This is a genomic window from Streptomyces sp. NPDC058877, assembly GCF_042742855.1.
Classification (GTDB): domain Bacteria; phylum Actinomycetota; class Actinomycetes; order Streptomycetales; family Streptomycetaceae; genus Streptomyces.
The window spans coordinates 1-3697 of sequence record NZ_JBHYMF010000336.1; the positions used below are offsets into that span (position 1 = coordinate 1).

General features: G+C 74.2%; 5 protein-coding genes. 2 read left to right on the forward strand and 3 right to left on the reverse strand.

The annotated features are described in order from the left end of the window. Nucleotides 1-199 precede the first annotated feature (199 nt). Nucleotides 200-1288, reverse strand: coding sequence for an adenosine deaminase (locus tag ACFW2Y_RS35075; RefSeq protein ID WP_384887591.1), 1089 nt, complete (start codon nucleotides 1286-1288; stop codon nucleotides 200-202). A 232-nt stretch (nucleotides 1289-1520) separates the two neighbouring features. Then, nucleotides 1521-2288, reverse strand: coding sequence for a GntR family transcriptional regulator (locus tag ACFW2Y_RS35080; protein ID WP_384887593.1), 768 nt, complete (start codon nucleotides 2286-2288; stop codon nucleotides 1521-1523). Nucleotides 2289-2500: 212 nt separating this feature from the next. Between ACFW2Y_RS35080 and ACFW2Y_RS35085 the strand changes: the two genes are divergently transcribed. Both ACFW2Y_RS35085 and ACFW2Y_RS35090 read left to right on the forward strand, forming a co-directional pair. Further along, the gene (locus ACFW2Y_RS35085; protein ID WP_384887595.1) at nucleotides 2501-2752 is read left to right on the forward strand and encodes a DUF1049 domain-containing protein; all 252 of its coding nucleotides are present in this window, start codon (nucleotides 2501-2503) and stop codon (nucleotides 2750-2752) included. Beyond that, entirely contained in the window at nucleotides 2749-3099 is a 351-nt protein-coding gene (locus ACFW2Y_RS35090) for a hypothetical protein (RefSeq protein ID WP_384887598.1), read from the forward strand. Before ACFW2Y_RS35085 ends, ACFW2Y_RS35090 begins: the two co-directional genes overlap by 4 nt. A 195-nt stretch (nucleotides 3100-3294) precedes the next feature. Here the strand turns inward: ACFW2Y_RS35090 and ACFW2Y_RS35095 are convergent, their stop codons facing one another. After that, on the reverse strand, nucleotides 3295-3627 hold the full coding sequence (locus ACFW2Y_RS35095; protein WP_384887601.1) for a DUF6204 family protein: 333 nt from the start codon (nucleotides 3625-3627) through the stop codon (nucleotides 3295-3297). Nucleotides 3628-3697 lie beyond the last annotated feature (70 nt).

Consider the following 3697-nt stretch of genomic DNA (forward strand, 5'->3'; position numbering starts at 1 on the left):
GGGGGGGGCGGGGGGGGCGGCCGGCGCGGCGGGGGGGGGGGGCCCCGCGGGGGGGGGGGGGGGGGGGGGGGGGGGGCCCGCCCGGGGGGGGGGGGGGGGGGGGCGGGCGGGGGCCCCCCCACGCCCGGAGCGGGAGGTGCGGACCGGGACGCCCCGACCGGGTAGCGCGAGCCGGTCGGAGCGTCCCGGTCCGGAGGACCTACAGCGCGGCGTAGCCCGGGCGGACGATCTCCTCGACGAGCCGCTGCCGCTCGGGCAGCGACAGGAAGGCGGCCTCCAGGGCGGCAACGGTGAACTCCTCGAAGACCTCCGGGCCGTACCCGAAGGCGTCCACCATGTGCTGGAACTCCTCGCTCATGGTGGTGCCGGACACCAACCGGTTGTCCGTGTTGAGGGTGATCCGGAAGCCGAGCCGGCGCAGCTCGTCGATCGGGTGCGAGGCGTAGTCCTTCGCGGCGCCCGTCTGCAGGTTCGAGGTCGGGCAGACCTCCAGCGCGATGCGGTTGTCCCGGACGTACGAGGCGAGCCGGCCCAGCGTGCCGTCCTCGGCGATGTCGTCCGTGATCCGCACGCCGTGGCCGATCCGCTCGGTGCCGCAGACCTGCACGGCCTCGTGGATCGACTCCGCGCCGACGGCCTCGCCGGCGTGGATCGTGAAGTGGCAGTTCTCCTGCTTGAGGTGCTGGAAGGCGGCGAGGTGACGGGCCGGCGGGTTGCCTATCTCGCCCCCCGCGATGTCGAAGCCGGCCACGCCGTTGTCCCGGTGGGCAACGGTGAGCCGTGCGATCTCCAGGGAGCGGTCGGTGTGGCGCATGCCGGTGAGCAGGGTGCGCACGGTGATGCGACCGCCGGTGCGACGCTCCCCCTCGCGGAAGCCCTCGTTGACCGCGTCGACGACCTCGTCGAGGGTCAGCCCGCCCTCCAGGTGCTGCTCGGGGGCGTAGCGGATCTCGGCGTAGACGACGCCGTCCGCTGCCAGGTCCTCGGCGCACTCGGCCGCGATGCGCGTCAGCGCCTCGCGGGTCTGCATGACCGCGCAGGTGTGGGCGAAGGTCTCCAGGTACCGCTCCAGCGAGCCGGAGTCGGCGGCGTCCCTGAACCAGACCGCGAGCTCGGCCGGGTCCTCGGTCGGCAGCGCGGTGTAGCCGCACTCCCGTGCCAGCTCGACGATGGTCGCGGGGCGCAGCCCGCCGTCGAGGTGGTCGTGGAGGACGGCCTTGGGAGCCCGGCGGATCCAGTCGGAGACGGAGGTGGCGGCCGGCGTGGCGGGGTTGTCAGACAAGTGCATGGCGGGGAAGTGTACGCCACGGCAGCGCGGGCCGCTGTGACGGCTCCTACAGGGCGTCGGGCGGGGCAGCCGTCCCGCGACCGCCGGGCCGGATGCCCCGTCAGAACGCGGGACAGCCAGAGTGCGGGACATCGGACCGGTGGACCGCCGGGTCGCGGGACCGTCAGGCCGGTGGACCGGCGGGCGGGTGGACCGGCGGGCGGGCCGGTGGATGAGGCGTGCGCCCCGGCGCTCAGTGCGACTGCAGGACCGGCAACGCCGGAGTGCCGGTGGGCAGCATGTGCTTCGCGGCCAGTACCGGGACCTCGCCGACGCGCACGACCTGGGTGGCCAGGACGGCGGGGGTGTCCGCGGGGCGGCCCAGTTGTTCCCCGCGTCGGCGGCCGAGCAGCGTCGCCGTGATGCCGCTGTGCGCGCTCAGGGCCGTTTCACGGGAAGCCCCGACCAGGACCGCGAGCATCGAGACCGCGCTGCCGGAGTCCTGCTCCGTCCGCGCCTCCGCCTCCCGCAGCGCCCGGGCGAACTCCGGGTGCGCCCGCCGGAGCAGTTCGTCGGGCGCCGCCCACTCGTGGCTCAGCGCCGCCACCGAGCCTTCCCCGGTCAGTACGGACTCCCAGAACCTCAGCTCGGCGCGGGCGGGGGCGAGGAGGTGCTGGGTGGTGAAGTCGGTCGGCTCCTCGACGGTCCTGAGGAGCGCCCGGACCCGCAGCGGGGTGCCCGTGCCGATCAGGGCCTCCAAGGGCTGGACCTGCTCGAAGCCCCGCCGCGGGGGGCGGTCGTTCACGGTCCTGCCCACCCCGCGCCGCACCGTGAGCAGGCCGTCCTCCTGCAGCAGCAGCAGTGCCTCGCGCAGGGCCGGCCGGCTGACGCCCAGTTCGGCGGCGAGCTTCGGTTCGGAGGGGAGCGTGGAACCCGGTGGGTACGTGCCGTCGTGGACGGCGTCCGCGATCCGCTCGTAGAGCGCCACGACCGGTCGTCGTCGCTGCCCGCTGACCGCCACGGCCCCTCCTCGTCTCGTTCCCGGGCTCCTGCCCGAGGCTTTTCCGGAGTCTCGCCCCGACCTTGCTCCGCCGGTGCCCGCACCACGGTATCGAGCTATGTTGTCTGACAAGTCACCCGTACGGCTCCCCTCACCGTCACGGTGAGGGCCCGTCCGTCCCATTCTGGTCCCACGGCTGCGACCGACGGCACCACCGAGGAGAGGGGTCGGGCATGAGTCCCAAGGAGAAGCCGCGGACATCGGACGGCGGCACGTCCCGGTTCGCCGGGGCCTTCACCCCCGGACGGATCGCCATGCTGGTGGTCGCGATCATCACCCTGGTCTTCATCTTCGAGAACACCCGGGACGTCAAGATCCGGCTGCTGATCCCCGAAGTGACCATGCCGCTCTACGTGGCCCTGCTCGCGACCGCCCTGCTCGGCGCCGCCTGTGGTTACTACTTCGCCGCCCGGAGGCGGAAGTGAGGCGGGGCGCCGTCGTGGGCGTCGGCGCGCTCCTCGCACTCGCGGCCGTCGCCGCCACCTCTGCCGAGGAGCCCGCTGCGCTCGATGCCGGGACCGGAACCCGGCCGATGCCGGACTTCCTCGACCGGGGCCTGTGGCGGGTCCTCACCGGCCTGGACCGGCGGACGCGGCTTGACGTCCACGACGTGAGCGGCCGTGACCGGCGGGTGCTCTGGCCGCCGCGCTGGCAGGTCTGCACGCAGTACCCGGAGCCGGGGACGGACCTCGACCGGCGCACCACCGTCATGATCGGGGTCGTGCGAAGGGGCGAGAGCTGCCCGCCCAGGGTCCGCACGGCCCGCCGCTGAGGGAAGGCCGCAGCGACGGGGGGTGGCGACGCGGAGCGGGGACGGGTGGCGGCGCTGCGGCCGGGGCGCGGGGGCGCCGTGCGTTCGCGGCTCCGTCGTGCGCGGTCCGGAGCCGCGCGTCGAGCCGTGCCGCCGTGGCCCGTGCGGGGCGTCGCCGCCGCATGCCGGGCGAACGGCGGGCCCGGGGCGGGTCGGTCAGCGCTTGTAGTTGATCTTCATGGTGTCGAGGTCCGTCACGGTCGATCGCAGCCCCTTGTGGCCGTGGCCCAACTCCTTGAGCGCCGTCTCCACCCGGTCTTCCGCGATCGCCCCCGCCATCTCGTCGCCGTCCTCGGCGTCCGAGACGACGACCAGCCGGTACGAGAAGTGCTTCAGTGTCCGGTCGTAGGCGAGCGAGCCCTCTTCCGTGAACTGCATCGCGGTCAGTCCGTGCGCGTCCACCTCGGAGAGCAGGCGGGACCGGCTCTCCTCCGACAGGCCGTCGAACGTGCCGCGCACGATGACCCGGTAGGTGTGCTGCGTGCCCATGCCTCGTACTCCCCGTGCTGCTGTTCCCGGCCGCCAAGGCGGCGGCGGTGCCCTCCACCCTACGGCGGAG

Excerpts from the sequence above, each read along its gene's own strand:
- ACFW2Y_RS35075 (WP_384887591.1), bottom strand. The coding sequence starts at position 1,288 with ATGCACTTGTCTGACAACCCCGCCACGCCGGCCGCCACCTCCGTCTCC.
- ACFW2Y_RS35095 (WP_384887601.1), bottom strand. The coding sequence starts at position 3,627 with ATGGGCACGCAGCACACCTACCGGGTCATCGTGCGCGGCACGTTCGAC.
- ACFW2Y_RS35085 (WP_384887595.1), top strand. The coding sequence starts at position 2,501 with ATGAGTCCCAAGGAGAAGCCGCGGACATCGGACGGCGGCACGTCCCGG.